This is a genomic window from Dyella soli, from assembly GCF_054482295.1.
This window is the reverse complement of record NZ_JBTFFU010000001.1, coordinates 1,677,942-1,704,353: the sequence shown is the minus strand read 5'-3', so window position 1 is coordinate 1,704,353 and position 26,412 is coordinate 1,677,942. Positions and strand designations below refer to the sequence as shown.

The window sequence follows — 26,412 nt, the reverse complement described above, 5'->3', positions numbered from 1 at the left end:
GACCCGGCGTCAGGCCGCTTCGGCCTTGAGCTTGCGTGGGCCTTCCAGCAGCGCCTGGCGCACGTGCGACACCACCAGGTCCACTTCGGCGCTGGTCACCAGGAAGTGGGGGGTGAAACGCAGCGAGTTGGTGCCGCCATGGATCACGCCCACGCCACGCTCGCGCATGTATTCCTCGATGGACTCGGCGCCATAGCACTTGAACTCCGGCGCCAGCTCGCAGGAGAACAGCAGGCCAGTGCCCTGCACCTTGGTGATGAGGCCGCCGAGTTCGTTCTTCAGCGCATTGAGCTTGTCGACGAACTCATGGCCACGCACGCGGATGTTGTCGCGCACGTCGGCGGTCAGTTCGCCGAGCGTCGCCAGTGCCACGTCCAGGGCGCGCGGGTTGGCCGTCATCGTGTTGCCGTAGATGCCCTTGCGGTAAAGGCCGGCCGTGCGCTCGCTGACTGCCAGCACCGACAGCGGGTACTGGCCCGCGTTGAGCGCCTTGGAGAACGTTTCCATGTCCGGCGGCGCGAGCTTCTCGAAGCCCGGGTAGTCGGTGATCGACAGCACGCCATGCGCGCGCAGGCCCGCCTGGATGGAGTCGACCAGCAGCAGGCTGCCATGTGCTTCGGTGAGCGCGCGGGCCTTCTGGTAGAACTCGGGTGTCACCGCGCGACCCGGATCGCCTTCGCCCATCACCGGTTCGAGGAACATCGCCTCGATGAACCAGCCATGCTTCTCGGCATCGGCGAATGCCGCTTCGAGCTGCGCTACGTCGTACGGCTGCACGGTCAGCAACGTGTCTTCGTTGCGGTAGCTGGCCAGGTGCTGCAGGTAGGTCTTGCGCGTGGAGTCGGAGTACAGCGCCGGCTTGTCGGTGCGGCCGTGGAACGCACCCTTCACCGCGAGGCGCTTGATGGTGCGTCCCGCGTGGCGGCCGCCGGCATCGGTCATCAGCTTGGCGTTGACGTCCGCGATGCGGCAGGCCAGGCCGACCGACTCCGAACCGGAATTGAGGCACAGGTAACGCGTGTAGGGATTGCTGCCGCGGTTGCGGCCCAGTTCGCGATCCATGGCCTGGGTGAAGCGCATCTGCGAGATGCTCGGCGTCATCACGTTGGCCATCACTTGCGGACGCGCCAGCGCGGCATCGATGGCCGGATGGTTGTGGCCGAAGCCGAGCATGCCGTAGCCACCGTTGTCGTGGATCACCGCACCCTTGAGGCTGACGACCCACGGGCCACGCGCTGCGGCCGGCAGGTAGCGGTTGATGGCGTCGTCCGGATAGAAATTGACGAACTCGGCCTGCGACTGCGCCAGCTGCTCCGCTTCGTCGAGCCTGAGGAAATCACCCAGTTCCGCACGCAGCTCGCGATGGCGCGCGACGGCTTCCTCGATCGCCTGGGCCAGCTGCGGATGGCTGGCGGCAAAGCGTTCGATGGTGGCGTCGTCCAGGCCGGTGGTCTGCGGCGCTCCGCCGAATTCGCGCAGTTCGCGCAGCTGATCAATCACGCCCATGGGTTTCTCCTCAAGATCGACTGGCCCGCCGTCCCGCTGGCATGCGCGTCGATGTGTCAATGAATGCATGGTGGAAACGCGTCAAGACCCAGCGTCTCCACGGCTCGCGAGAGCCATTGCCGCACTGCGTTCCAACGGGGATGTGGCAGTGCAACGGCCACCTGAGCATAACCCGGCCGTGTCGCCGCCGGTACCCCGGGTGACGCTTGTCACCTGCGTTGGCTGACGCTGGCGACTGCGGGCAAATCCTTGCCGCGCCTAGCATGGCGGCCAAGGAGGAGGGCCCATGACACAGCAGCTTACCGCGGTCGCCAGCCTGGCTGGCGCAGTCAAACGTTACGGCAACTTAACGGCGCTGGACGGTCTCGACCTCATGTTGCACCGCGGCGAACTACTCGCTTTGCTGGGTCCCAACGGCGCAGGCAAGAGCACGGCGATCGGCTTGCTGCTCGGGCTGACGCGTGCCGATGCCGGACGCGTGGAGCTGTTTGGCAGGGATCCGCAGCATATCGAGGCGCGCCGGCGCGTGGGCGTGATGCTGCAGTCGGCGAACCTGCCTTCCACGTTGAGCGTGGCGGAACTGTTGCGCCTGACCATGAGCTACTACCCCGCGCCGCGAACGCTGGCCGAAACCGCGGAGCTGGCCGGGGTCAGCGACCTTTTGCCGCGTCGTTACGCCGGGCTGTCGGGTGGTCAGCAGCGACGCGTGCAATTCGCGTTGGCCCTGTGCGGGCGCCCCGAGTTGCTGTTTCTGGACGAGCCGACCGTCGGCATGGACATCGACGCGCGGCAGAAGCTGTGGACGGCCATTCGCGCGCTGGTCGCGGAAGGCTGCGCCGTGGTGCTCACCACCCATTACCTCGAGGAAGCCGAGGCGCTGGCGCAGCGCGTGGTCGTGCTGGCCAAGGGGCGCGTGCTCAGCGAGGGCAGCGTCGATGCATTGCGCTCACGCGTTTCGCTTGCCCGCATCCGCTGCGTTAGCGACCTCGACGCCGGCGCCATTGCCTGCCGGCCGCATGTATCCGCGGTGGACAGTGATCGCGGCCGATTGGATATCCGCACCGATGCGCCGGAGAGCGTGCTGCGCCGCCTGCTGGATGCAGACCCTGGCTTAGCTGGACTGGAAGTGCTGCGCGCCGGGCTCGCCGAGGCGTTCACCGAAATGACCCGCGAGCCGATGGAACAGGAGGCCGCCTGATGGATGCCGACCACACGATCATCTGGTCCACCGGCGATGGCCGCATGTCCTGGCGTTGCGAGCTTGGCGCCTATGTCGCCGAAGCACGCAGCGAATGCCTGCGCTATTTCCGCGCGCCGGGCTTCATGCTGCCGGTGATGCTGTTTCCGACCATGTTCTACCTGCTGTTCGGCATCGTGATGAATCATGGGGGCAACGCCGATACGGCCCGCTACCTGCTCGCCAGCTACGGTGTGTTCGGCGTGATGAGTCCGGGCCTGTTCGGCTTTGGCGTGTCGATCGCGGCCGAGCGCGACAATGGCCTGCTGATGCTCAAGCGTGCGCTGCCCATGCCTGCAGGCGCCTACCTGCTGGGCAAGATGCTGATGGCGATGCTGGCGGCCGCCGGGGTGGTCGCGGGGCTGCTCGTGATGGCGGTCGGCCTGGCGCACGTGAGCATCTCGGTGGCGCAGGCCGGCCTGCTACTGCTCACCGGCATGCTTGGCGTGCTGCCGTTCTGTGCCATGGGCATGTTCGTCGGCGTGCTGGTGAAGGGGCAGGGGGCGCCGGGCGTGCTCAACCTGATCTACCTGCCGATGTCGTTCCTGTCCGGCCTGTGGATTCCGCTGCCGATGCTGCCGACGGTGTTGCAGAAGATCGCCCCGCTGTGGCCGAGCGCGCATCTGCAGCCGCTGGCACTGGCCGCGCTTGGCCTCGCTCGCGTCGCCGTGTGGCCGCACGTGCTGGTGCTGGCGGGGTACACCATTGCCTTCTGCCTGCTGGCGGCGCGGCGCCTGCGGCGGGTCGGTTGAAGTAGCATGTCGGGACAGCGTCAGCGCTCAAGGGAGGTGGGGACCGTGCGCCAATCCATACGTGCCTGGTTCAATCCTGCGCCGGATTCGCTGGTGGCCTACAACGTGCGCAAGGGCAAATCGCCCTGGCTGGATTCGGTGCACCTGTTGTGGTCGTTCTGGGTCTTCCTGGTTCCCGCCTTCGGCGAATTCACCTGGACCTGGGTATGGCTGACCCTGCTGAGCTATCCGGCCTTCCTGCTGCTGTACGCCAAGTGCTGCGTCTCCTCGCGACGCGAGTCCTATCGCTATGCGCTGGTGCTCATCGCCATGACGTTCGCGTTGTTGCCGTGGTATCCCAGCGCGCTCACCTACTTCGTCTATGGCTGCGTGATGCTGTGCAGCGCCCGCATGAGCCTGCGCCACTACATGCAGGCGCTCGCCGTGCTCAACGTGGCGTGCCTGACCGAGGCGTGGCTGCTGCACTACCCGTGGCAGGCGGTGATATCGATCCCCTTCACTACCTTCGTGGTCGGCATGGTGGTGAACGCCGAGCGCATCAGCGAGGAGAAGGACGCCGAGCTGCGCCTGTCCCACGACGAGGTGCGCCGGCTTGCCGCCACGGCCGAACGCGAACGCATCGGCCGCGACCTGCACGACTTGCTGGGCCACACGCTTTCGCTGATCACGCTGAAACTTGAGTTGTCGCGCAAGCTGTTCGACCGCGACCGCGACAGCGAGGCGGCGCGGCGCGAAATGGAAGAGGCGGAACGCGTGGCGCGACATGCGCTGTCCGAAGTACGTGCCGCCGTCAGTGGCATCCGGGCCACCGACCTTGCCGCCGAGCTGGCCGCAGCGCGCCTGATGCTGGAATCGTCGGCGGTGACGCTCGAGTGCGGCGAGCTGCCGCCGTCGCTGCCGGTGGATGTGGAGCGCGGCCTCGCGCTGGTGTTGCGCGAGGCGGTCACCAACATCGCGCGCCACGCACGCGCCACGCAGGCACGGGTCACCACCGTCGTCGTCAACCACGTGCTGCGTCTGTGCATCGAAGACAATGGACGCGGCGGTATCGACGGCCATGGCAATGGACTCAACGGCATGCGCGAGCGTGTGCGGGCGTTGGGCGGCACGCTGGACATCGAATCGCCCACCGGCCTCGGTACGCGCCTGGTGATCAGCGTGCCGCTGCGGGTGCGCACGCTGCCGTGGGACAAGGGCGCTGCGCCTGCGCCGCAAGAGGCGGTCCAGGCAGCGCGGTGGACCGGGCAGGAACGGCAGGCCACATGATCGTCGGCGGGCAACGTGCGTCTGCGGGAGCGGCGCGCGGCTTATCAACCAGGCAGGGCATCGACACATGCAGATCAGCGACGACGGAACGCGCGGCACGCAGGGCCGGAACATGGGCAGGCATTCGCGCTTCGGGTGGCCATCGCGACTGGACGCCAGGCGCACGAGCATGACCGGCGGGAGCGCCGCATGATTCGGGTGATGCTGGCCGAAGACCAGGCCATGGTGCGCGGCGCATTGTCCGCACTGCTGAACCTCGAATCGGATATCGACGTGCTTGGTTCGGCCGCCGATGGCGAGGAAGCGTGGCGCGAGTTGCAGCGCCTCAAGCCCGACGTGCTGGTGACGGATATCGAAATGCCTGGCCTGACCGGGCTGGAACTGGCCCAGCGCATCCAGCGCCACGCATTGCCGATGAAGGTGATCATCGTGACCACGTTTGCGCGCCCCGGCTTCCTGCGCCGCGCACTGGATGCGGGCGTGTCCGGCTATCTGCTGAAGGATGCGCCGGCCGAGAACCTCGCCGAGGCGTTGCGCATGGTGCACCGGGGCGGCCGCGCGATCGATCCGCAGCTCGCGCTGGAGGCGTGGTCCGAAGCCGACCCGCTCAACGATCGCGAGCGCCAGGTGCTGCGCCTGGCCGGCGAAGGGCAGTCCGCCAATGACATCGCCAGCCAGCTCAACCTCTCGCATGGCACCGTGCGCAATTACCTGTCCGAGGCCATCGGCAAGCTGGGCGCCACCAATCGCATCGAGGCGTACCGGCTGGCGCGCCAGAAAGGTTGGCTCTGATCCGACCGCGTGGCCGGGCGCACGAGTCGGCAAAGCGGTGCGGCAACAAGGCTTGAGGCGCGCGTGGCCCCGGCGAATCAGGGTTTTGCGCGATAATGTCCTATTCGACGTTCAAGCACCGCCGTGAAGAAAACCGATTTTGATTTCGAACTCCCGCCCGAGCTGATCGCCCAGGCGCCGCTGGCCGAACGCTCGGCCAGCCGCCTGCTGGTGCTCGACGCCGAGGCACAGTCGCGCCAGGACCGCCTGTTCCGTGACCTGCCCGAGTTCCTGCGCGAAGGCGACCTGCTGGTGTTCAACGACACCCGCGTCCTGCCCGCGCGGCTGTACGGACGCAAGGAGACCGGCGGCGCGGTGGAGATCCTGATCGAGCGGGTCACCGGTGCGCACGAGGCGATGGTGCAACTGGGCGTGAGCAAGAAGCCGAAGGAGGGCGGCCGCATCGAGCTGGCCGATGGCAGCCATGCCACCGTGCTCGGGCGCGAGGGCCAGTTCTTCCGCCTGCGCTTCGAGTCGCCCGATTCCCTTGAGCGCCTGCTGCTGAAACTCGGCGAGATGCCCTTGCCGCCGTACATCGAGCGCCGCGCCGACGCCAGCGACATGGAGCGTTACCAGACGGTGTTCGCGCGTGAGCCGGGCGCGGTGGCCGCACCGACCGCGGGCCTGCATTTCGACGAGGCCATGCTGGCGCTGCTGCGCGAGCGCGGCGTGCAGTTCGGCTACGTGACCCTGCACGTCGGGGCCGGAACGTTCCAGCCCGTGCGTGCGGAAGAGCTCAAGGATCACCAGATGCACCGCGAGTGGCTCAACGTCGGCGCGAGCCTTGTGGAGCAGATCCGCCGCACGCGAGCGGCAGGCGGCCGGGTCTTTGCAGTGGGCACGACCGTGGTGCGCGCACTGGAAAGCGCCAGCCGTGACGGCGAGCTGCAGCCCTTCGCCGGCGAAACGCAGATCTTCATCTTCCCCGGCTACAAGTTCAGCAGCATCGACGGCCTGCTGACCAACTTCCACTTGCCGCAATCGACCTTGCTGATGCTGGTGTCGGCGCTGGCGGGGCGCGACTTCATGCTCGAGTCGTATCGCCACGCGGTGGAGCAGAAGTATCGGTTCTTCTCGTATGGCGATGCGATGTTGATCCTGCCGCAGTCCCCATAAGCACCGGGGCTCACTCCCTCTCCTCTCCGGGGGAGGTTTGGGTGAGGGGCGGGTGTCTGAATCTGCCGCGTGGCGGTGATCGGGCTCGCCTCCGGCGGGGTTCCGACGACCTGCCGGTCGCCGGGTCACTTTTCTTTGCTTGCTCAAAGAAAAGTAACCAAAAGAAAGAGCACCCCGCTTGGCGCTTGCCGGGCCGATGGCCCGGCAAGTCCGTGAGGGCCGGCCGGGCTTTTCGACGGGGCTCCTGCCCCGACGAAAAGGGATCGACATCCCTGTCGATCCCCCTGCGGGCCTGATCGTCCGTCCCTCACCGCCGCACAGGGGCCCCGCACGTCAAAAGCCGAAGGCTCGAGCAGCGCGGAGCGCTGCTCGAGCCTTCGGCTTTTGCTTTTGACTTTGCTCTGGGGGGTTGCCCTTCATGTCCCCTGTGGCGCGGCGGGCGGGTGGAGGCAAAAGCCCGAAGGGTGGCCGGCAGGGATGCCGGCCAGTTTGTCGTCAGGGCAGGAGGCCCTGTCGACAAACCGCCGGAACCCGCCCGCGCACCTGGAGGGCGTCAGCCCGGAAGGCGCGCCATCGGGGTGGCCTCTCTTTTGGTTACTTTTCTCTGGCCAGACAGAGAAAAGTGACCCGGCCTCCGGCAGGAGGTCGGAAGCCCGCCGCAGGCGAGCCCGATCGCGTCGGCGCGACACCGGAAGGTGTGACATCGAGGTGGCCTCTTTTGCTCTGGCCGGACCGAGAAAAGTAACCCGGGCCGCGGCAGCGGCTCGGAAGCCCGCCGTCCCACAGGGACTCCCTTCCGCCGCAGGCGAGCCCGCCGGCGATTACGCGACAACCGAACCCCCAGTCTCTGGATGACCAGCGCCGCTGTTATGAGGCTCGTCCTGCATTCGCAGGAATGACGAGCGAGAAGCGGGTGCGCTATACGCCTGTTTGAGCGCCGCAGAGCCGACAAAAAGCGACCAAACGCCCCCCTCCAAAGCACGAATCCCCCGAACACGCGATAATCCCCCGAATGACTTCCATGACTTTCGAACTCCAGGCCACCGATGGCGCGGCCCGTCGCGGCCGTCTCACGTTTGGGCGCGGCACGGTGGAAACGCCGGCTTTCATGCCCGTGGGCACCTATGGCTCGGTGAAGGCGATGACGCCGCGGGATATCCGCGAGGTCGGCGCCGAGATCATCCTTGGCAATACCTTTCACCTGTTCCTGCGCCCGGGGCTGGAGGTCGTGGAGCAGTTCGGCGGCCTGCACAAGTTCATCGGCTGGGACAAACCCATCCTCACCGACTCGGGCGGCTTCCAGGTGTTCTCGCTGGCGCACAAGCGCAAGATCACCGAGGAAGGCGTGGCGTTTGCCTCGCCGGTGGATGGCTCGAAGGTGTTCCTGTCGCCGGAAGAATCGATGCGCATACAGAAAGTGCTCGATTCGGACATCGCGATGATCTTCGACGAATGCACGCCGTACCCGGCCACCGAGAAGGTCGCCTCCACCTCGATGGAGCTGAGCCTGCGCTGGGCCGAGCGCTCGCGTCGCGCATTCGATGACCTGAAGAATCCCAACGCGCTGTTCGGCATCGTGCAGGGCAGCGTGTACGAGAACCTGCGCCGTCGCTCGGCCGAAGGCCTGGTCAACATCGGATTCGACGGCTATGCCGTGGGCGGCCTCGCCGTGGGCGAGCCGGAAGCCGAGCGCAACCACACGCTGGACTTCACCGTGCCGTTGCTGCCAGCAGACAAGCCACGCTACCTGATGGGCGTGGGTCGGCCCGAGGACATCGTGGAGGCCGTGCGCCGCGGCATCGACATGTTCGACTGCGTCATGCCCACCCGCAATGCGCGCAATGGCTTTCTGTTCACCGACGAGGGCACGCTGCGCATCCGCAACGCGAAGTTCGCGCTCGATACCCGGGTCATCGAGGAAGGCTGCGACTGCTACGCCTGCAGCAACGGCTTCAGCCGTGCCTACCTGCGGCACCTGGACCGCTGCAACGAGATCCTCGGCAGCCAGCTCGCCACCATGCACAACCTGCGGCACTACCAGCGGTTGATGGCAGGGCTGCGGCAAGCCATCGCCGCCGGCCAGCTGGATGACTTCGTGGCGGCCTTCTATGCCCGGCGCCAGGCTGGCGTCGCGGCCTAGCTTCCGACCTGGCTCCCGGCCCTGGACGGCCGGTCAGGGCAGGGGACTTGGGAGCCCGGGCCGTCGCTTCCCGGTCGATCCCCTTGGAAAGCGCGCTGCCCGCCGCCAGAACTGCTGGCGGGGCGGCCTTGTGGCGCATGCAGGGCCCGGGGGCGCGTGGCATAATCCACGGTTCTTTTATCAGGTGTTGGCAGAAAATCCTGCCGGCACCGCCACTTACGAGACAAGCTGATGAATCTTCCGATGTCCTTCGTGATCGCCCAGGCGGCTCCGGCTGCTGGTGGCGCCCAGGCACCGAACCCGCTGATGACGTTCCTGCCGCTGATCCTGCTGTTCGTGGTGTTCTATTTCCTGATGATCCGCCCGCAGATGAAGCGCCAGAAGGAGCACCGCAACATGGTGTCGGCGCTGGCCAAGGGCGACGAGGTCGTCACCAACGGCGGCATCGCCGGCAAGGTGGAAGAAGTTGGCGAGAGCTTCATCACGGTGGAAATCGCGCCGAACGTGAAAATCAAGCTGCAGAAGGGTGCCGTGCAGCAAGTGCTGCCCAAGGGCACGCTGAAGTCGTCCTGACGGCTTGCCGGGGCGGAGGGGTCCCGGCCTACAAGAAGCATTGCTCGCCGTGGCCTGCCTCGCGCCGCGGCTTTTTGACGGATTCAAGGCATGAGTGATTTTCCACGCTGGAAATATGCGCTGGTCGCCATCGTACTGGTGCTCGGCATTGTCTATGCGTTGCCCAACGTGTTCCTGCCGGTGCCAGCCGTGCAGGTCACCGGCAACCACGACGCGGTGGTCGACGAGGCGCTGAAGCAGAAGGTGCTGGCCGCCCTGGCGCAGCACCAGATCGTGCCGGGCAACATCTCGGTCACGCAGGACGCCACCAAGGGCGACCAGCTGATCGCCGGCTTTGCCAATGCCGACGTACAGAAGACCGCGCTCGACGCGATCAAGCTGGCGGTGGGCGACAACTACACCGTGGCCGTGAACCTCGAATCGACCGTGCCGCGCTGGCTGCGGGCCATCGGCGCGACGTCCATGCCGCTGGGCCTCGACTTGCAGGGTGGCGTGCACTTCCTGATGGAAGTCGACCAGAACGGCATGATCGACAAGCAGGAAACGCGTTATGCGGACGACATCCGCAGCCTGCTGCGCGAAAAGAACATCCGCTACGACTCGGTGGCGCGCAACGGTACGCGCGGCCAGGGCGTGACCGTGGTGTTGCGCTCGGATGCCGACCGCACGGCGGCAGCCAACGCGATCGCCGTGGAATTCCCCGACATCGCGGTCAAGGACGGCGCCGCCACCGCGGACCGCTTCGTGATGACTGCGGCCATCAAGCCGGACAAGTTGCGCGACATGTCGCTCAACACCATCCGCCAGAACCTCACCACGCTGCGCAACCGCATAAACGTGCTTGGCGTGTCCGAGCCGATCATCCAGCAGCAGGGTGAAAACCGCATCGTGGTCGAGCTGGCCGGCGTGCAGGACACCGCCGAAGCCAAGAAGCTGATCGGCGCGACCGCCACGCTGGAATACCGCGCCGAAGGCGGCACCGACGCACAGGCTGCCGAAGCGGCCCGCAGCGGCACCGTGCCGCCCAACGCGCGACTGTTCTACGAGCGCGGCTCGCGTCGCCCGATTCTGCTGAACAAGCAGGTCATCGTCACCGGCGACCAGCTGGTGAATGCGACCAGCACGTTCGACCAGCAGTCCGGTTCGCCGGCGGTGTCGGTCGAGCTCAACGCCGCTGGCGCCAAGAAGATGCTGGACTTCACCAGCGGCAACGTCGGCAAGCGCATGGGCGTGGTGTACGTGGAGACCACGTATGACGTCCAGACCGTCGACGGCAAGGAAGTGCGCACGCCGAAGGTCACGGAAGAAGTGATCAACTACGCCACCATCAACGGCGTCTTCAGCAAGAACTTCCAGACCACGGGCCTGCGCAGCCCCAAGGAAGCCTCCGAGCTTTCGCAGCTGCTGAGGGGCGGTTCGCTGGCTGCGCCGGTGTATATCGTCGAGGAGCGCGTGATCGGTCCCAGCCTTGGCCAGGACAACATCCAGAAGGGCCTGCGCGCCGTGCTGATCGGCCTGGCGCTGGTGCTGCTGGCGGCGGCCATCTACTACAAGCTGTTCGGCCTGGTCGCCGACGTGGCGCTGTTCTTCAACCTGGTGATCCTGGTGGCGGTGATGTCGGGCATCGGCGTCACCCTGACCATGCCGGGCATCGCCGGTATCGTGCTGACGCTGGGCATGGCGATCGACGCCAACGTGCTGATCTGCGAACGCGTGCGTGAAGAACTGCGCAACGGCTCCACGCCGCTCGCATCGATCCGCGCGGGTTACGAAAAGGCATGGGCCACGATTCTCGACGCCAACGTCACCCACCTGATCGCCGCGCTGGCGCTGACCACCATGGGTTCGGGCCCGATCAAGGGCTTCGGCGTGACGCTGCTGATCGGTATCCTCACCTCGATGTTCACCTCGGTTACCGTGACGCACGCGATTACCGCGGCGATCCACGGCCATCGCAAGCTCAAGACGCTGTCGGTCTGAAGAGGAACAGGCACACATGGAAATCTTCAACCACAACAGCAATATCAACTTCCTCGGCATGAGGAAGTTCAGCGTCGGCATCGCCATCGCGCTGATCGTCGCCTCCATCGCACTGATCGCCGTGAAGGGCCTCAACTACGGCCTGGACTTCACCGGCGGCGTGTCGCTGGTGGTGGACTACGACCAGCCGGTGCAGATCGCCGATGTGCGCGAGGCGCTGACCAAGGGCGGGCTCGAGAATGCCGTCGTGCAGAGCCTGGGCGGCTCCAAGGAAGTGTCGATCCGCATGCAGCCCAAGGATGATCCGGGCTCGCTCGACGCCAGCGGCAAGGTGAACCTGGACAAGATCGCCGACGACGTCACCCGCATGCTGCGTGCCAGCCGCCCCGACGCCAAGCTCAAGAGCCGCGACTACGTCGGTTCGCAGGTGGGCGAGGAACTGCGCAGCGACGGCATCATCGCGGCCATCGTCGTGGTGCTCGGCATCGGCCTCTACCTCGGCATCCGCTTCGAGTGGCGCTTCGCCGTGGCGGCCATCGTCACCGAGTTCCACGATGCGCTGGTGACGGTGGGTGTGTTCGCGCTGGTGCAGCGTGAGTTCGACCTCACGGTGCTGGCCTCGGTGCTGGCGGTGATCGGTTACTCGATCAACGACAAGGTGGTGGTGTTCGACCGCGTGCGCGAACTGTTCCGCCTGGCCCGCAAGGCCGAGCCGGAGGAGATCCTCAACCGCTCGATCAACAACACGCTGTCGCGAACCATCATCACCGCGCTGTTCACCGCCATCACCATGGCCGCGCTGTTCTTCTTCGGTGGCCCGGTGGTGCATGGCTTTGCCATCACGATGCTGATCGGCATCCTGGTCGGCACGCTGTCGTCGATCTTCGTCGCCAGCCCGATCCTGCTCTGGCTCGGCGTGTCCAAGCAGGACCTGATGCCCAGGACCAAGGAAAACCCGGAGCTTGCACGCCGCCCGTAAGCGCGGCGCCGCAAACGCCAGATGGAAAAACGGCCCGGAACATTCCGGGCCGCTTTTTTTTTGGAGCTTGCGTATGCCGAGGCGGGTCCCGCGAGAGCTCAGGCCGCGGTGGCATCCTCGGTGACGCCGGCAGCCGTGGCGGTCTGGTCCGCCGGGGACGCGTGGGGCGCCTGATGCGTGGCCGGCTGCATCACGTGGTGGCCAAGCGCATGCAGGTCGAGCTGCTCGACCGGGATCGGCACGTAGTCCGGGCCGAACGCCACTTCGCCGAACTTCCAGCCGGCCGGCGAACGCACCGCACCCCAGAAGCGCCGGAAGGCGTTCCAGTGCAGGCCGATCAGGTTGTGCTCGTTGTCTGCATCGACCATCGGATCACCGACGCCGGTGGGGCGCGGCGGTTCGTTGTACAGCGCCGTGCCGAACAGCACGTCCCAGACCGAAAGCACCTGCCCGAAATTGCAGTTGTGCAGCTTGGGGCGCGTCGGATCGACCAGCATGTGGTGCAGTCGATGGAACTTCGGTGCCACGAACACGCGGTTGAACACGGGTCCGAAGCCGATGCGCACGTTGGCGTGCGAGAAGTTCTGCACCAGTTCGCCGACCAGTACCAGCCAGGCGAACTGGTCCGGTTCCACGCCCATCACGATGCCGACCGTGGCCAGGATCATCGACTGGATGAAGCCGTCGATCAGGCTGCCGCGGTCGTTGGTCCAGCAACTCATCTGGCGCGTGCTGTGGTGCATGCTGTGCAGCGCCCACCACCACGGCAGCGCATGCTGCAGGCGATGCATCCAGTAGTACACGAAGTCGTAGACGACGTAGTAGCAGAAGAACAGCAGCAGCGGGTGTGCTTTCAGCCCCGGCAGCCAGTGCGTGATGGCCAGGGGCGAGGCACTGGCGTCGCCGGGTCCGGTGTCGGGGCCACCGAAGTAGTTGGCGACCGGCGTCAGCACGAGGTAGCTGAAGACGGGGAAGATGCCGACCAGCATCATCACCGTGTACTGGAAGTCGACCCGGGTGAGCTTGCGGTCGGTCCAGCGCTCCGCCGGCACCAGGCTTTCCAGCGGGCGGAACACCAGGCCGATGATGCCCAGCTGCAGGGTGGCGATCAGCAGCGATTCGGCGATGTCCAGGGGATCGCCGGCCAGGCCATCGATATGCAGGAACTGCAGCAGCGGAAGCACGCCATGGCTCGCAAACCAGCTGACCAGGTGGGACCACAGTTCGGACATCTTCGACACCTTGCAATGAGAACGAGGCGGTCCTGCAGGCAAAGCCGGGAGGGCGTGGCCGGCCGGGTGGCCTGTCGTGCGCAAGGCACGCGTTCTACAGAACCGAGGAGTTTAGGATAACGCCGCCTGCCGGAGGCATCCAGCCGGCAGGATTTTGCGCCGGGTCACCTTTCGCTCAGCTGCCGCTGCGCAGGCGCGCGTCCAGTTCCGCCAGGCGCTGGGGCGTGCCGACATCGGTCCAGGCGCCGCGGTGATGGCTGCCGCCGAGCTTGCCCAGTGACATGGCGTGGTGCAGCAAGGGCCGCAGTTTGAAGGCGGGCGGGCGATGTGCGTCGTCTCCCGCGGGAGCGATCAGCTGCCGCCAGCCGTCGAGGAAGGCGGGGCGGAACACGCCCAGGCCGCTGTAGGTGAGGCCGGGCCGCGCCTCGTCGTCATGCAGCAGGCCGTGCTCGTCCAGCCAGAAATCGCCATGCGGATGGTGGGCCGGATTGTCCACCATGAGCAGATGTGCCAGGCCTTTCGGCTCAGCGGGCAGGCTGGCGAAATCGGCGTCGGTCCAGACATCGCTGCTCAGCGCGATGAAGGGCTCCGGCCCGAGCAGGGGCAGTGCGTTGAGCATGCCGCCGCCGGTTTCCAGCGGAGTCGGCCCCTCATAGGCATAGCGAATGCGCAGGCCCCAGCGCGAACCGTCGCCCAGCGTTTCGGGAAACTGTTCGGCCAGGTGCGAGGTGTTGATCACCACGTAGCGCACGTCGATGGCGGCGAGCTTTTCCAGGTGCCACTCGATCAGCGGTTTGCCGCCGGCTGGCAGCAGCGGCTTGGGCGTGTGGTTGGTGAGCGGACGCATGCGCTCGCCCAGGCCCGCCGCAAAGATCAGCGCGTGCCTCATGCGGCCGTGGCCTGCGTCAGGTCACGGCCGTGCGCATGTCGCTCAAGCAGCGCGACGAAGGCGGCCAGCTCCGGATAGCTGCGCGCCACCGACACGACATACTGGTAAACGCGCGGCACGTCGGCGAGATAACCCGGTTTGCCATCGCGGTACCACAGCCGATAGAACTGGCCGAGCACGCGGATGTGGCGGTGCATGCCGGTGAGGTCGAACCAGCGCAGGAAGCGTTCGCGGCCCACGCTGCCGTCGATGAGCCCGGCCTCTCGCAGGCGCAGGCGGTATGACTCCACCCAGCCTTCGACGCGTTCGCGCGGCCAGACGATATAGGCGTCGCGCAACAGCGAGGCGAGGTCATAGGTGACCGGCCCGGCGAGGGCACCCTGGAAATCGATCACGCCGGGATTGTTGCTCTCTACCAGCAGCAGGTTGCGACTGTGGAAATCACGGTGAACAAAACAACGCGGCTGTTCCAGCGCATTGCGGATGACCACGTCGAAGGCGGCTTCCAGCACGTCCCACTCATCGCAATCCGGGGTGTGGCCAAGATGGCGGCCGAGGAACCATTCCGGCATCACTTCCAGGCCGCGCACCAGCATCGCGTGATCGAACGGCGGCAGGTCGCTGTAGTCCATGCGGGTCTGCATGCGCAGCAGCGCGTCCATGGCATCGCCATAGAGCCGGTCCGCGTTGTCATGGGTCAGGGTCGGCAGGTACAGGCGCGAGCCGAGGTCCTCGATCAACAGGAAGCCTTGCTCCAGGTCTTTCGCCTGCACCGCGGGCACATGCAGCCCGGCCGCAGCGAGGCGCTCGCCGATCGCCAGCCACGGGCGCGGGTCTTCCAGCGCCGGCGGCGAGTCCATCACGATCCAGCTCTGCCCATTGTGGCGCGTGCGCCAGTAGCTGCGGAAGCTGGCGTCGGCCGAGGCCGGTTCGAGGATCAGGGTAGCGTCGCCGAGGGTGGCACGGGTCCAGGCGAGGCGGGCGGCGGCGCGGTCGGAAGCGGTGGTCATGGCGTACGGCGAGTGATGAGGCCTGCAGCTTAGCGGCTCTTCGCGCTTCCTTCCTCTCCCCTGGGGGCGACCCGAAAGCAGTTCCTGTGGGAGAGAGGACCGAGGTGAGGCGAGGGCGCTTGCGGGAATGCTGCTACAAAGCCAGCTTCGATCGAGTCTTTGCGCAAGATTGGCCCCTCACCCCAACCCTCTCCCCTGCGGGGAGAGGGCGCACGGATCACGACAGGTTGTAGGCCTTCTCTTCATGCAGGGCCAGGTCGAGGCCGAGCTGCTCCTGTTCCTCGTCCACGCGCAGGCCCAGCGTCCAGTCGATCAGCTTGAGGATGAGCAGGCTCAGCAGCGCGCTCCACACGACGGTGAAGCCGACGCCCTTGGCCTGGATCCACAGCTGTCCCCACGGCGAAGTGACCGTGCCGAAGCCACCCAGCCGGGGCGACGCCAGCGGGCCGGTGAGGAGGGCGCCGACGATGCCGGCGATGGCGTGCACGCCAAACACGTCCAGCGAGTCGTCATAGCCCAGCCGGTGCTTGAGCCGCGTGGCGCTGAAAAAGCACACGATGCCGGCGACCAGGCCCAGCACCAGCGCGCCACCCGGACCGGCCGTGCCCGCGGCGGGCGTGACGGCCACGAGGCCCGCCACGGCGCCCGACACAATGCCCAGCACGCTCGGTCGTCCATGCGCCAGCCATTCGGCACCGAGCCAGCCGAGCGCGGCTGCGGCCGTGGCTACCTGGGTCACCAGCATGGCCATGCCGGCGCTGCCGTTGGCGGCGACCGCCGAGCCCGCGTTGAAGCCGAACCAGCCCAGCCACAGCAGACTGGCGCCGACCACCGTGTAGCCGAGGTTGTGCGGCGGCATCGGCACGTTCGGATAGCCGCGACGCCTGCCGATGACCAGGCAGGCGACCAGGCCGGCGATACCGGCATTGATGTGCACCACGGTGCCGCCGGCAAAATCGAGCACGCCCAGGTCACCCAGGAAGGAACCCGGCCCGCTCCATACCATGTGCGCCACCGGCAGGTAGACGATGCTCAGCCACAACCCGCTGAACCACAGCAGGGCGCTGAACTTCATGCGCTCGGCGAAGGCGCCGATGATCAGTGCCGGGGTGATGATCGCGAAGGTCAGCTGGAACATCACGAACACGCTTTCCGGCACGGTCTGGTAGCGCGAATCGGGTTTCAGGCCCGCCAGCAGGATGCGATCCAGGCCCCCGATGAACGAGTGCAGGTTGGTCGCGCCGGCCTGCATGCCTTGCGTGCTGAAGGCCAGCGAGTAGCCGTAGAACAGCCACAGCACGGTCACCAGCGCCGTGATGGCAAAGCATTGCATCAGGATCGACAACAGGTTCTTGGCGCGCACCATGCCGCCGTAGAACAGCGCCAGCCCCGGGATGGTCATCAGCAGGACCAGGGCGGTAGCGGTGAGCATCCAGGCGGTGTCGCCGCTGTCGATATGGGCGGGGGCGGCCGCCTGCGCCAGCGCCGGCAGGCTGGCGAACAGGCCGGACAGGCCAAGCGCGGCCGTGCAGGCCTTGCGGTCAAAGCGCATCGGCATCGACCTCCTGCGTGCGGATACGAATGGCTTGTTCCAGCGCGCTCACGAAGATCTTGCCGTCACCGATCTTGCCGGTGCGTGCGGCCCCCATGATGGCTTCGATGGCGTGGTCGAGCTGTTCGTCGGCCACGGCCACTTCCAGTTTCAGCTTCGGCAGGAAATCCACCACGTATTCCGCGCCGCGATACAGCTCGGTATGCCCGTGCTGGCGGCCGAAGCCCTTGACCTCGGTGACGGTCATGCCCGTCACTCCCGCGTCGGTCAGCGCCTGGCGTACGTCGTCCAGCGTGAAAGGCTTGATGATCGCCGTGATCCATTTCATCCCCATCGCTCCCCGTGCGGTCTGTATGTGGCAGTGCAGCATGATGCGTGCCACGGGGTGGTCCGGCGCAGGCGTGCGCGCTGCCCGCCCGGGTGCCGGCCTGCCGGCGAACGCAGGAATCGAGTGTCTTCAGTGGGTTGCAAAGGTGCCGGGCCCCCGGCCTCGCGGTGGTGACGGCGCGGGGTGGCGCTGGCGGGAGATCCTGCTTGCGCAGGAATGGGGCGTTGGCGTGTCCATGCGCCCCCTTTTGGTGCGGCGCTACCACGTTGACCGGCGTATCATTAATCAGTACCATTTTGGTCCCGATTCCCGCAGCCCTGGCCAAGCCTCCCCATGCTCCGCGTCAGCCGCCTGACCGACTACGCCACGGTGGTGATGACCTGCATCGCCGCCCATCCCGACGACGTGCTCAGCACGGCGCAGATCGCCGATGAGGCGCGCCTGGAGCTGCCCACCGTGAGCAAGCTGCTGAAGTCGCTGGGCCATGCCGGACTGGTGGAATCGTTCCGCGGCGTCAACGGTGGTTACCGGCTGGCGCGTCCTGCGCACGAGATCACCCTGGCCCAGATCGTCGAGGCGCTGGAGGGTCCCATCGGCATGACCGAATGCAGCCTCGCCGAAGGCCTGTGCGACCGCGAGTCGCAATGCGGCGTTCGCTCCAACTGGCAGCACGTAAACAGCATGGTCGACACCGCGCTGCGCGCCGTCAGCCTGTCCGACATGCTCAAGCCACCCAGTCGCCGCATCGACGCGACCCTGATCGGATGAGCCCCCGGCCATCCACCACGCCAGCGACCGACACCGACACGAATGCCATCATGACCATCGAAACCTCCGAACGCAGCGACATTTCCCCCACGCTCCGCGACAACGCCGAAGTCGCGGCCGCGCTGGGCCGCCGCTACGAGGCTGGCTTCGTCACCGACATTGAAACCGACAGCCTGCCGCCGGGCCTGTCCGAAGACATCATCCGCCAGCTGTCCGCGCTCAAGCAGGAGCCGGAATGGATGACCGAGTGGCGCCTGAAGGCGTACCGTCACTGGCTGACCATGCCGACGCCGCACTGGGCCAAGCTCAAGATCGGGCCGATCGACTTCCAGTCGATCAGCTACTACGCCTCGCCGAAAAACCGTCCGAAGTCGCTGGACGAAGTCGACCCGAAGCTGCTGGAAACCTACGACAAGCTCGGCGTGCCGCTGCACGAGCGCGCCAGGCTGGCCGGCGTGGCAGTGGATGCGGTGTTCGACTCGGTCTCCGTCGGCACCACCTTCCGCAAGGAACTGGCCGACGTCGGCGTGATCTTCTGCTCGATGAGCGAAGCCATCCGCGAATACCCCGAGCTGGTGCAGCAGTACCTCGGCAGCGTGGTACCCACGGGCGACAACTATTTCGCCGCGCTCAACTCGGCGGTGTTCTCCGATGGCTCGTTCGTGTTCATCCCCAAGGGCGTGCGCTGCCCGATGGAGCTGTCCACCTATTTCCGCATCAATGCCGGCCACACCGGCCAGTTCGAGCGCACCCTGATCATCGCCGAAGACGGCGCCTACGTGTCCTACCTCGAAGGCTGCACGGCGCCGATGCGCGACGAGAACCAGCTGCACGCGGCGGTGGTCGAGCTGGTCGCGCTGGAGAAGGCGCAGATCAAGTATTCCACCGTGCAGAACTGGTACCCCGGCGACGAGAACGGCGTCGGCGGCATCTACAACTTCGTGACCAAGCGCGGCGACTGCCGCGGCGACGACTCCAAGATCTCCTGGACCCAGGTGGAAACCGGCTCGGCCATCACCTGGAAATACCCCAGCTGCGTGCTGCGCGGCGACCGCTCGGTGGGCGAGTTCTACTCGGTGGCGCTCACGCACCATCGCCAGCAGGCCGACACCGGCACCAAGATGATCCACATCGGCAAGGGCACCAAGTCCAAGATCGTGTCCAAGGGCATCAGCGCCGGCCGCAGCAACAACAGCTACCGCGGCCTGGTGAAGGTGGAGAAGGGCGCCGAAGGCGCGCGCAACTACACCCAGTGCGACAGCCTGCTGATCGGCAAGAAGTGCGGCGCGCACACCTTCCCGTACATGGAAGTGAAGAACCCCAGCGCCATCGTCGAGCACGAGGCGACCACCTCCAAGATCTCCGACGACCAGATGTTCTATTGCCGCAGCCGCGGCATCGGCGAGGAAGACGCCGTGTCGATGATCGTCGACGGCTTCTGCAAGCAGGTGTTCCGCGAGCTGCCGATGGAATTCGCGGTGGAAGCGAAGAAGCTGCTGGAAGTGTCGCTGGAAGGCGCGGTCGGCTGATGATTTTCCTTCTCCCTCCGGCGGCCCGAAGGTCGTCCCCGTGGGAGAGAAGGTGCCCAAAGGGCGGATGAGGGTACGGCGCGCGCAAACGTCGCGGCGATGCCGAACCCTCTCCCCAACCCCTCTCCCGGTGGGAGAGGGGCTCCAGACCAGGAACGAGACATGCTGAAAATCGAAAACCTGCACGCCCGCGTCGAGGGCAAGGACATCCTCAAGGGCCTCACGCTCACCGTCAACGCGGGCGAGGTGCACGCGATCATGGGGCCGAACGGCGCCGGCAAGTCCACGCTGGGCCACGTGCTGTCCGGGCGCGACGGTTACGAAGTGACCGCCGGTACGGTGACCTTCAACGGCGTCGACCTGCTGGCGCTCGAGCCTGAGGCACGTGCCGCCGCCGGCGTGTTCCTGGCCTTCCAGTACCCGGTGGAAATTCCCGGCGTCAACAACACCTACTTCCTGCGTGCCGCGCTCAACGCGCAGCGCAAGCAGCGTGGCGAGGCGGAACTCGATTCCATGCAGTTCCTCAAGCTGGTGCGCGAGAAGCTCAAGATCATGCAGATCTCCGACGAGCTGCTGCATCGCGCGGTGAACGAAGGTTTTTCGGGCGGCGAAAAGAAGCGCAACGAGATCTTCCAGATGGCGGTGCTGGAGCCGAAGCTCGCGATCCTCGATGAGACCGACTCGGGCCTGGACATCGACGCACTCAAGCAGGTGGCGCAGGGCGTCAATGCGCTGCGTTCATCCGAGCGCGGCTTCCTGGTGATCACCCATTACCAGCGCCTGCTCGACTATATCGAACCCGATTTCGTGCACGTGCTGTCCGACGGACGCATCGTCGAAAGCGGCGACAAGACACTGGCGCTCAAGCTCGAAGAGCACGGTTACGCGTGGGTCGCCGACCACGATCCCGAGCTGACGGGAGCCTCGGCATGAGCGAGCCGCAACGCACGCCGTTTGTCGATTCGCTGCTGGAGGCGGCGGCACAGGCGCGCCTGCCGGGCAGCGAGATCGGCTGGCTGGCTGCGGCGCGACGCGAAAACCTGGATGCCTTCGCGGCGGGCGGCCTGCCTGACACGCGGATGGAGGCCTGGAAGTACACCGCGCTGCGCGCGCTGGGGCAGCGTCGTTTCGCGCCCGGCGACGACCAGGCGGCCGCGCGTGCGGTCGACGTGGCGGCGTTCGCCTTGCCGGGCATCGATGGTCCGTCGCTGGTCTTCGTCAACGGCGTGTTCCGGCCCGACCTGTCGCGGGTGGACGCGTTGCCTGCGGGCCTGAGCCTGCAGCCGCTGTCGCAGGCATTGCAGGGCGATGCCGAGCCGCTGCGGTTTGCACTGTCGCGCCATTACCGCGAGGGCGGCGACGAGTTCGCGCGCCTCAACGCGGCGCTGGCCGGTGACGGCGTGGTGCTGCGCGTGGCGGCCGGCGCCAAGATCGCCCAGCCCGTGCACCTGCTATTCATCGGGGCGGCGGCCGACGATGACCTGGCCTGGCACGTCCGCCACGTGATCGAACTGGGCGAGGGCGCCGAGCTGTCGCTGGTCGAGCACCACGCGGCGAGCGCCGCGCACCAGCATCTCGGGACGCAGGTGGCGGATGTCGTGCTTCGCAAGGGCGCGCGCCTCCAGCACGTGGCGCTGCAGGACGCCGCCGAAGGCAGCACCCTGATACGCCATGACAGCGTGCAGCTCGACACACAGGCGCAGGCGTCCCTGTACCTGCTGGAGCTTGGCGGTTCGCTGGTTCGCCATGACCTGCATGTGGCGCTGGCGGGCGACGAATCGCGGCTCGATACGCGCGGCGTCTTCGTGCTGCATGGTCGCCAGCACATCGACACGCAGATGGCCATCCGCCACCAGGCGCTCAATACGGCGTCGGAATCGGTATGGCGCGGCGTGGCGGACGGGCGTTCGCGCGGCGTATTCCGTGGCGCCATCGTGGTGGCTGAAGGTGCCGACGGCAGCGATGCCAGCCTGAGCAGCAAGAACCTCCTGCTTTCCGGGCAGGCGGAGATCGACACCAAGCCCGAGCTGGAAATCTACGCCGACGAAGTCAAGGCGGCGCATGGCGCCACCGTCGGCCAGCTAGACGAACGCTCGCTGTTCTACCTGCGTTCGCGTGGCATTCCGCTGGTCGAGGCACGGGCGATGCTGACGGCAGCCTTCTGCCGTGCGGTGTTCGAGTCGCTGCCCCAGCAGGGCCTGCGCGAGCACCTGAACCACCAGCTGCTGGCGCGCCTGCCTTCCAGCTGAAGCCTGGTGCGGCAAGGGCAGTAGTCACGATGTTCGGCAACAAGGCGAAATCACCACGATGAACGCACAGACCAAATCGCTTCCGACCGTTTTCGACGTGCAGCGCATCCGCGCCGACTTTCCCTTGCTGTCGCGCACCGTGCACGACAAGCCGCTGATCTATTTCGACAACGCCAATACCAGCCAGAAGCCGCTGAGCGTGATCGAGGCGGTGGACAACCATTACCGCGAACACAACGCGAACGTGTCGCGCGCGGTCCACCTGCTGGGCGAGGAAGCCACTACGGCCTACGAAGGCGCGCGCGACAAGCTCGCCCGCTTCATCAACGCCACCTCGTCCAACGAACTGATCCTTACTTCCGGCACCACGCAGTCGATCAACCTGGTCGCCTATAGCTATGCGCTGCCGCGCCTCAAGGCGGGCGACGCGATCCTCACCACGGTGATGGATCACCACGCCAACATCGTGCCCTGGCAGCTGGTGGCCGCGCGTGCCGGCGCCATCGTGAAGCCGGCGCCAATCAACGAGCGGGGCGAGCTGATCGTCGAGAAGTACGTCGAGATGCTCACGCCCGACGTGAAGCTGGCTTGCGTCACGCATGTCTCCAACGTGCTCGGCACGGTCAACCCGGTGCGCGAGATCGCCAAGGAATGCCGCAAGCGCGGCATCCCGCTGCTGGTGGATGGCTCGCAGGCGGTGCCGCACCGGCCGGTCGACGTGCAGGCACTGGGCTGCGATTTCTACGCGCTCACGGGTCACAAGATGCTGGGGCCGACCGGCACCGGCGCGCTCTGGGCCCGCAAGGAACACCTCGAGGCGATGCCGCCGTTCTTCGGTGGCGGCGAGATGATCCGCGAAGTGCGCTTCGACGGCACCAGCTTTGCCGAGGCGCCGCACAAGTTCGAGGCCGGCACGCCCAATATCGCCGGGTTTGTCGGCCTTGGTGCGGCGATCGACTATTACGAATCGATTGGATTCGAAGCGATCCATGCCTGGGAGCAGCAGTTGCTTGCCTATGCCACCGAGCGCCTGCGCGAGATTCCCGGCCTGCGCCTGTTCGGCGAGGCGAAGGAGAAGGAGCCGGTGATCTCGTTCCTGATCGAAGGTGCGCAGGCGACGGACCTGGCCACCCTGCTCGACCTGCAGGGCGTGGCCGTGCGCTCGGGCCACCACTGCGCGCATCCGCTGATGCAGTTCTACCAGGTGCCGGCCACGCTGCGCGCCTCACTGGCGTTCTACAACACTCGCGAAGAGATCGACGCGTTCGTCACCGCGTTGCTGAAAGTGCGCAAGCTGCTGATGTGACGCCACGTCGTCGGCGAGGCCGACTGGCAGGAAAAAGGCGCCGCGGTTTCCCGCGGCGCCTTGCTTTCCAACCCTGGGCATCCGCCCTTGGGCTGATTACCAGATCTTCACTTGCTTGTCGCTGTCGCGAACCATCTTGTCACCGGCCTTGCACTGGAACGCCTGGGCGAAGGCGGGCATGTTGGACGGTGCGCCGATGGCGCGGAACTGCGACGGTGCGTGCGGGTCCGTGTTGAGCAGGGTGAGCTGCGCTTCCGGGCGGATGTTGCCGCGCCACACGCGACCCCAGTTGAGGAAGAAGCGCTGGTCCTGCGTGTAGCCGTCGATCTTGCCCTGCGCTTCGGCGGGGTTCTTGGCCAGTGCCATCTGCAGTGCATCGTAGGCCGCGTTGAGGCCGCCGAGGTCGCCGATGTTCTCGCCCATGGTCAGCTTGCCGTTGACGTACTTGCCCGGCAGTGCCTCGTATCCGTTGAACTGTTCGGCGAGCTTGTCGGTGCGGGCGTCGAAGGCCTTGCGGTCCTCGTCGGTCCACCAGTTGACGTTGTTGCCCTGCGCGTCGAACTTGCTGCCCTGGTCGTCGTAGCCATGGCCCATTTCATGGCCGATCACGGCACCGATGCCACCGTAATTGAGCGCATCGTCGGCCTTGGCATCGAAGAACGGCGACTGCAGGATGGCGGCAGGGAACACGATCTCGTTCTTCTGCGCGTTGTAGTAGGCGTTGACCGTCTGCGGCGTCATGCCCCATTCGGTGCGGTCCACCGGCTTGCCGATCTTGGCGACCATGTAGTCGTAGTTGAACTTGCCGGCCGCTTCCACGTTGCCGAAGTAGTTGCCCTGGGCGATCTGCAGGCCGCTCCAGTCGCGCCACTTGTCGGGGTAGCCGATCTTGGGTGTGAAGCTGGCCCACTTCTCCAGCGCCTTCTGCTTGGTCGCCTCGCTCATCCACGGCAGGTTCTGGATGCGCTCCTTGTAGGCGGCACGAAGGTTGCCGACCAGTTCCTGTGCGCGCGCCTTGGAAGCGGGCGAGAAGGTCTGCGCCACGTACAGCTGGCCCAGCGCCATGCCCATGCCTTCCTCGACGCTGTCGAGCGTGCGCTTCCAGCGCGACTTCATTTCCTTCTGGCCGTTGAGCGTCTGGGCGTTGAAGGCAAAGTCTTCCTGCTGGAAGGCCTTGGAGAGGAACGGTGCGGCCTCGTCGATGGCGTGGAAGCGCAGGTAAGCCTGCCAGTCGGCCACCGGAACGTCACCCAGCATCTTGTCGAACTCGGCGAAGAACTTCGGCTGCGACAGCGAGAAGCCCGCCGTCACGTCGGCGTGCTGGGCCTTGAAGAACGACGCCCACTCGAAATGCGACGTGACCTTGTCGGCGTCGGCAATGCTCACGTAGTGGTAGCGGTTTTCCGGCTGGCGCAATTCGGTCGGCACCAGCGACGCGGACGCCAGGCGCGTCTCGAAGGCCATCACGGCGCTGGCCTGCTTTTCGGCGTCGGCCGCGCTCACGCCGACGAGTTCGAGCGTGCGGGCGACGTGGGCCACGTAAGCGGCGCGGATCTTCTCGAAGTCCGGCTTGCTGTAGTAGTCGGCGGTGGGCAGGCCCAGGCCGCCCTGGGCGGCATAGGCGATCTGCCGGGTGGAATCCTTGAAGTCCGGGTTGCCGTAGAAGCGGAAGGCCACCGGCTGGCCCTTGGCGTAGCTGTCGCGGATGTAGGCGGCAATGTCGGCGCTGCTCTTGAGGCCCTCGATGCTGGACAGGGTCGGCTTGATCGGGTCGAAGCCCGCCTTTTCGATGGCGGCTTCATTCATGCCCGATGCGTAGAGATAACCGATCTTCTGTTCGATGGAGCCCGGCGTGGCGTGGGCCGCACCCTTGGCGGCCTTCTCCACGATGGCGTGCTGCACGTTGAGGCTGGCCTCGCGCAAGGCGTCGAACGAGCCCCAGCGCGTGCGATCGGCGGGAATCGGGTTGGCGGCTATCCACTTCGCATTGACGAAGCCGTTGAAGTCGTTGCACGCGTTCCTCGTGGTGTCCAGCTCCTTTACGTTGAAGGGAGCCGTCGGGGCCGCCAGCACGCCGGTGCACATGGCCATGCCCACGGCGAGCGCGAGCGGTTTCACAATGCGGTTCTTCATGGATTCTCCCTTGAGGGGATGCGCCTGGCGCATCCGGACGGCCGATGGTTCGTGCTCGGGGCGACTTGCCCCATCGGACAGGCTAGGCAGGGGCTGCAGAGCGCGCCCAGTGTCGAAGGTCATTGTGCAGTGCGATTGCGCCGGCTGCGTCTTATCATCAGCGGATGACTACCCTCGTGCGCCCCCACTACCGTCCGGCCGTTGCCGCCGACGTCGCCGCCATTGTTGCCCTGGTCGAGTCCGCCTACCGTGGCGAATCGGGCCAGCGCGGCTGGACCACCGAAAGCCACCTGCTGGATGGCCAGCGCACCGACGCCGACAGCGTCGCCGGACTCATCGCCAGGCCGGGCAGCAGCATCCTGCTGGCCGAGTGCGATGGCGTGCCCGTGGCCTGTTGCCATATCGAGCAGCATGGCGACGAAGGCTACTTCGGCATGTTCGCGGTGAGCCCGGATCTGCAGAAGGCCGGTCTTGGCCGCAGCCTGCTGGCGGAAGCCGAGCGCGTCGCGCGCGACCAATGGCGCAGCCAGTCGATGCGCATGACGGTGATCGAGCAGCGCGCCGAACTGATCGCATGGTACGAGCGGCGCGGCTATCGGCTCACCGGGGAGACGCGCCAGTTTCCGTATGGCGACGCCCGCTTCGGCATTCCGCGCTGCGAAGGCCTGCGCTTCGTCTGGATGAGCAAGCCGCTGCACGAGGTGGTGGCATGAACCTCGCCGACTGGATCTTCGTGGGCACGCGCAGCGAGATGCTGCCGGGCGAGTTCAGGGTCGTATGGGACGGCGACACGGCCATCGCGGTCTACAACATCGACGGTGACCTCTACGCCATCGAGGACGTGTGCAGCCATGACGGCGGCGATCTCGCCGGTGGCGAAGTGCACGGCTTCGAGGTGGAGTGTCCGCGGCATGGGGCGCGTTTCGACGTGCGCACGGGCGCGGTCACCTGCCCGCCGGCCTATGAGCCGATCGCCAGTTTCCCCGTGCACGAAGTGGACGGGCAGATCTGGACGCGGGACGACCGGTAAATCCTG

23 protein-coding genes are annotated in these 26,412 nt (G+C 66.4%); 16 read left to right on the top strand and 7 right to left on the bottom strand.

What is annotated here, in order from left to right; genetic code table 11:
• Positions 1-9: 9 nt before the first annotated feature.
• Entirely contained in the window at positions 10-1,506 is a 1,497-nt protein-coding gene (locus ACXU4B_RS07890) for an aminotransferase class III-fold pyridoxal phosphate-dependent enzyme (protein WP_131409354.1), read from the bottom strand.
• Between the two features lie 286 nt (positions 1,507-1,792).
• On the opposite strand from ACXU4B_RS07890, the gene ACXU4B_RS07885 reads away from it, so the two are divergent.
• The 9 genes from ACXU4B_RS07885 to secF all read left to right on the top strand — a co-directional run bounded on the left by ACXU4B_RS07885 (position 1,793) and on the right by secF (position 12,380).
• Positions 1,793-2,704 (top strand): ABC transporter ATP-binding protein, encoded by a 912-nt coding sequence (locus ACXU4B_RS07885; protein ID WP_131409351.1) that lies wholly within the window; start codon positions 1,793-1,795, stop codon positions 2,702-2,704.
• Positions 2,704-3,495, top strand: coding sequence for an ABC transporter permease (locus tag ACXU4B_RS07880; RefSeq protein ID WP_131409348.1), 792 nt, complete (start codon positions 2,704-2,706; stop codon positions 3,493-3,495). Before ACXU4B_RS07885 ends, ACXU4B_RS07880 begins: the two co-directional genes overlap by 1 nt.
• Before the next feature lie 45 nt (positions 3,496-3,540).
• A complete protein-coding gene (locus ACXU4B_RS07875) occupies positions 3,541-4,761 on the top strand; it encodes a sensor histidine kinase (protein ID WP_240734040.1) in 1,221 nt (406 codons plus the stop codon).
• A gap of 189 nt (positions 4,762-4,950) precedes the next feature.
• Positions 4,951-5,553 (top strand): response regulator transcription factor, encoded by a 603-nt coding sequence (locus ACXU4B_RS07870; RefSeq protein WP_131409344.1) that lies wholly within the window; start codon positions 4,951-4,953, stop codon positions 5,551-5,553.
• A 123-nt stretch (positions 5,554-5,676) separates the two neighbouring features.
• Entirely contained in the window at positions 5,677-6,708 is a 1,032-nt protein-coding gene (gene queA / locus ACXU4B_RS07865; protein WP_131409341.1) for a tRNA preQ1(34) S-adenosylmethionine ribosyltransferase-isomerase QueA, read from the top strand.
• A 1,012-nt stretch (positions 6,709-7,720) separates the two neighbouring features.
• Positions 7,721-8,848 carry a tRNA guanosine(34) transglycosylase Tgt gene (gene tgt, locus ACXU4B_RS07860; RefSeq protein ID WP_131409339.1) on the top strand — a complete coding sequence of 376 codons (1,128 nt, stop codon included), beginning with the start codon at positions 7,721-7,723 and terminating at the stop codon, positions 8,846-8,848.
• A 231-nt stretch (positions 8,849-9,079) separates the two neighbouring features.
• Complete coding sequence (gene yajC, locus ACXU4B_RS07855; RefSeq protein ID WP_131409336.1) at positions 9,080-9,421, top strand: preprotein translocase subunit YajC; 342 nt, start codon at positions 9,080-9,082, stop codon at positions 9,419-9,421.
• Positions 9,422-9,511: 90 nt separating this feature from the next.
• Positions 9,512-11,401, top strand: coding sequence for a protein translocase subunit SecD (gene secD / locus ACXU4B_RS07850; protein WP_131409333.1), 1,890 nt, complete (start codon positions 9,512-9,514; stop codon positions 11,399-11,401).
• A 16-nt stretch (positions 11,402-11,417) separates the two neighbouring features.
• The gene (secF, locus tag ACXU4B_RS07845; protein WP_131409331.1) at positions 11,418-12,380 is read left to right on the top strand and encodes a protein translocase subunit SecF; all 963 of its coding nucleotides are present in this window, start codon (positions 11,418-11,420) and stop codon (positions 12,378-12,380) included.
• A 98-nt stretch (positions 12,381-12,478) separates the two neighbouring features.
• Here the strand turns inward: secF and ACXU4B_RS07840 are convergent, their stop codons facing one another.
• From ACXU4B_RS07840 to ACXU4B_RS07820, 5 genes are all read right to left on the bottom strand, one after another.
• Entirely contained in the window at positions 12,479-13,612 is a 1,134-nt protein-coding gene (locus ACXU4B_RS07840; protein ID WP_205746537.1) for a sterol desaturase family protein, read from the bottom strand.
• 175 nt (positions 13,613-13,787) lie between these two features.
• Complete coding sequence (gene murU / locus ACXU4B_RS07835) at positions 13,788-14,501, bottom strand: N-acetylmuramate alpha-1-phosphate uridylyltransferase MurU (protein WP_131409326.1); 714 nt, start codon at positions 14,499-14,501, stop codon at positions 13,788-13,790.
• On the bottom strand, positions 14,498-15,511 hold the full coding sequence (locus ACXU4B_RS07830; RefSeq protein ID WP_131409324.1) for an aminoglycoside phosphotransferase family protein: 1,014 nt from the start codon (positions 15,509-15,511) through the stop codon (positions 14,498-14,500). Before ACXU4B_RS07830 ends, murU begins: the two co-directional genes overlap by 4 nt.
• A gap of 217 nt (positions 15,512-15,728) precedes the next feature.
• Positions 15,729-17,063, bottom strand: a complete 1,335-nt coding sequence (locus tag ACXU4B_RS07825) for an ammonium transporter (RefSeq protein WP_131410449.1) — start codon at positions 17,061-17,063, stop codon at positions 15,729-15,731.
• Positions 17,053-17,391, bottom strand: coding sequence for a P-II family nitrogen regulator (locus ACXU4B_RS07820; protein WP_131409322.1), 339 nt, complete (start codon positions 17,389-17,391; stop codon positions 17,053-17,055). Before ACXU4B_RS07820 ends, ACXU4B_RS07825 begins: the two co-directional genes overlap by 11 nt.
• A gap of 333 nt (positions 17,392-17,724) precedes the next feature.
• On the opposite strand from ACXU4B_RS07820, the gene ACXU4B_RS07815 reads away from it, so the two are divergent.
• From ACXU4B_RS07815 to ACXU4B_RS07795, 5 genes are all read left to right on the top strand, one after another.
• Positions 17,725-18,159 (top strand): SUF system Fe-S cluster assembly regulator, encoded by a 435-nt coding sequence (locus tag ACXU4B_RS07815; protein ID WP_131409320.1) that lies wholly within the window; start codon positions 17,725-17,727, stop codon positions 18,157-18,159.
• Between the two features lie 50 nt (positions 18,160-18,209).
• Entirely contained in the window at positions 18,210-19,688 is a 1,479-nt protein-coding gene (gene sufB / locus ACXU4B_RS07810) for a Fe-S cluster assembly protein SufB (protein WP_131409317.1), read from the top strand.
• Between the two features lie 162 nt (positions 19,689-19,850).
• Positions 19,851-20,621, top strand: coding sequence for a Fe-S cluster assembly ATPase SufC (sufC, locus tag ACXU4B_RS07805; RefSeq protein WP_131409314.1), 771 nt, complete (start codon positions 19,851-19,853; stop codon positions 20,619-20,621).
• Positions 20,618-21,937 (top strand): Fe-S cluster assembly protein SufD, encoded by a 1,320-nt coding sequence (gene sufD / locus ACXU4B_RS07800; protein WP_131409312.1) that lies wholly within the window; start codon positions 20,618-20,620, stop codon positions 21,935-21,937. The genes sufC and sufD overlap by 4 nt, the downstream gene beginning before the upstream one ends.
• A gap of 58 nt (positions 21,938-21,995) precedes the next feature.
• On the top strand, positions 21,996-23,243 hold the full coding sequence (locus ACXU4B_RS07795; protein WP_131409309.1) for a cysteine desulfurase: 1,248 nt from the start codon (positions 21,996-21,998) through the stop codon (positions 23,241-23,243).
• A 96-nt stretch (positions 23,244-23,339) separates the two neighbouring features.
• On the opposite strand, the gene ACXU4B_RS07790 is transcribed toward ACXU4B_RS07795, so the two are convergent.
• The gene (locus tag ACXU4B_RS07790) at positions 23,340-25,376 is read right to left on the bottom strand and encodes a M13 family metallopeptidase (protein ID WP_131409306.1); all 2,037 of its coding nucleotides are present in this window, start codon (positions 25,374-25,376) and stop codon (positions 23,340-23,342) included.
• A gap of 164 nt (positions 25,377-25,540) precedes the next feature.
• Between ACXU4B_RS07790 and ACXU4B_RS07785 the strand changes: the two genes are divergently transcribed.
• Both ACXU4B_RS07785 and ACXU4B_RS07780 read left to right on the top strand, forming a co-directional pair.
• Entirely contained in the window at positions 25,541-26,089 is a 549-nt protein-coding gene (locus ACXU4B_RS07785; RefSeq protein ID WP_131409303.1) for a GNAT family N-acetyltransferase, read from the top strand.
• Positions 26,086-26,406: a non-heme iron oxygenase ferredoxin subunit gene (locus ACXU4B_RS07780; RefSeq protein WP_131409301.1), complete on the top strand. Its 321-nt coding sequence runs from the start codon at positions 26,086-26,088 to the stop codon at positions 26,404-26,406. Before ACXU4B_RS07785 ends, ACXU4B_RS07780 begins: the two co-directional genes overlap by 4 nt.
• Positions 26,407-26,412 lie beyond the last annotated feature (6 nt).

Coding starts and splice junctions, on each gene's coding strand:
- ACXU4B_RS07790 (WP_131409306.1), bottom strand. CDS start 25,376: ATGAAGAACCGCATTGTGAAACCGCTCGCGCTCGCCGTGGGCATGGCC.
- sufB (WP_131409317.1), top strand. CDS start 18,210: ATGACCATCGAAACCTCCGAACGCAGCGACATTTCCCCCACGCTCCGC.
- ACXU4B_RS07890 (WP_131409354.1), bottom strand. CDS start 1,506: ATGGGCGTGATTGATCAGCTGCGCGAACTGCGCGAATTCGGCGGAGCG.
- ACXU4B_RS07785 (WP_131409303.1), top strand. CDS start 25,541: ATGACTACCCTCGTGCGCCCCCACTACCGTCCGGCCGTTGCCGCCGAC.
- ACXU4B_RS07815 (WP_131409320.1), top strand. CDS start 17,725: ATGCTCCGCGTCAGCCGCCTGACCGACTACGCCACGGTGGTGATGACC.
- ACXU4B_RS07780 (WP_131409301.1), top strand. CDS start 26,086: ATGAACCTCGCCGACTGGATCTTCGTGGGCACGCGCAGCGAGATGCTG.
- ACXU4B_RS07795 (WP_131409309.1), top strand. CDS start 21,996: ATGAACGCACAGACCAAATCGCTTCCGACCGTTTTCGACGTGCAGCGC.
- secF (WP_131409331.1), top strand. CDS start 11,418: ATGGAAATCTTCAACCACAACAGCAATATCAACTTCCTCGGCATGAGG.
- ACXU4B_RS07885 (WP_131409351.1), top strand. CDS start 1,793: ATGACACAGCAGCTTACCGCGGTCGCCAGCCTGGCTGGCGCAGTCAAA.
- murU (WP_131409326.1), bottom strand. CDS start 14,501: ATGAGGCACGCGCTGATCTTTGCGGCGGGCCTGGGCGAGCGCATGCGT.
- ACXU4B_RS07880 (WP_131409348.1), top strand. CDS start 2,704: ATGGATGCCGACCACACGATCATCTGGTCCACCGGCGATGGCCGCATG.
- sufC (WP_131409314.1), top strand. CDS start 19,851: ATGCTGAAAATCGAAAACCTGCACGCCCGCGTCGAGGGCAAGGACATC.
- secD (WP_131409333.1), top strand. CDS start 9,512: ATGAGTGATTTTCCACGCTGGAAATATGCGCTGGTCGCCATCGTACTG.
- ACXU4B_RS07830 (WP_131409324.1), bottom strand. CDS start 15,511: ATGACCACCGCTTCCGACCGCGCCGCCGCCCGCCTCGCCTGGACCCGT.
- sufD (WP_131409312.1), top strand. CDS start 20,618: ATGAGCGAGCCGCAACGCACGCCGTTTGTCGATTCGCTGCTGGAGGCG.
- ACXU4B_RS07870 (WP_131409344.1), top strand. CDS start 4,951: ATGATTCGGGTGATGCTGGCCGAAGACCAGGCCATGGTGCGCGGCGCA.
- yajC (WP_131409336.1), top strand. CDS start 9,080: ATGAATCTTCCGATGTCCTTCGTGATCGCCCAGGCGGCTCCGGCTGCT.
- tgt (WP_131409339.1), top strand. CDS start 7,721: ATGACTTCCATGACTTTCGAACTCCAGGCCACCGATGGCGCGGCCCGT.
- ACXU4B_RS07840 (WP_205746537.1), bottom strand. CDS start 13,612: ATGTCCGAACTGTGGTCCCACCTGGTCAGCTGGTTTGCGAGCCATGGC.
- ACXU4B_RS07825 (WP_131410449.1), bottom strand. CDS start 17,063: ATGCGCTTTGACCGCAAGGCCTGCACGGCCGCGCTTGGCCTGTCCGGC.
- ACXU4B_RS07820 (WP_131409322.1), bottom strand. CDS start 17,391: ATGAAATGGATCACGGCGATCATCAAGCCTTTCACGCTGGACGACGTA.